The sequence below is a fragment of the Acinetobacter lwoffii genome, from assembly GCF_024129595.1.
GTDB classification, from domain to species: Bacteria; Pseudomonadota; Gammaproteobacteria; order Pseudomonadales; family Moraxellaceae; genus Acinetobacter; species Acinetobacter lwoffii_O.
In genome coordinates this window covers 1-348 of the sequence record NZ_JAMXXS010000113.1, presented here as the reverse complement: position 1 = coordinate 348, position 348 = coordinate 1, and the positions used below count along the sequence as shown (strand labels likewise).

Genomic DNA, 348 nt, shown 5'->3' with positions numbered 1-348 from the left:
AATCAGCTACCAAAAAAGTAGCGATGGGCTGCATCTACTCATGGACTCTACAGGCATGAAGTTTCTAGGTGAGGTCGAATGGAAGCGCAAGAAACATGGACCTGAATATCGTCGCCAATGGCGTAAACTACATATTGGTATAGATGCCAAAACCCTGCAAATACGAGCAGTTCAGCTTACAACCAATAATGTCAGTGATTCACAGGTGCTTGGTGATTTACTTAATCAGATTCCACAAGATGAGCGGATTGACTCTGTTTATACCGATGGAGCTTATGACACCAAGCAATGCCGTCAGGTCATTGCAGATCGGCAAGGGCATGCGGTGATTCCACCTAGAAAAAATGC

The 348-nt window shown here is 44.8% G+C and carries 1 protein-coding gene; it reads left to right on the top strand.

The genetic code is table 11. The features are described 5' to 3' along the window. On the top strand, positions 1-348 hold a 348-nt coding region (locus NI466_RS15865), incomplete at both ends, for an IS5 family transposase (protein WP_253174014.1).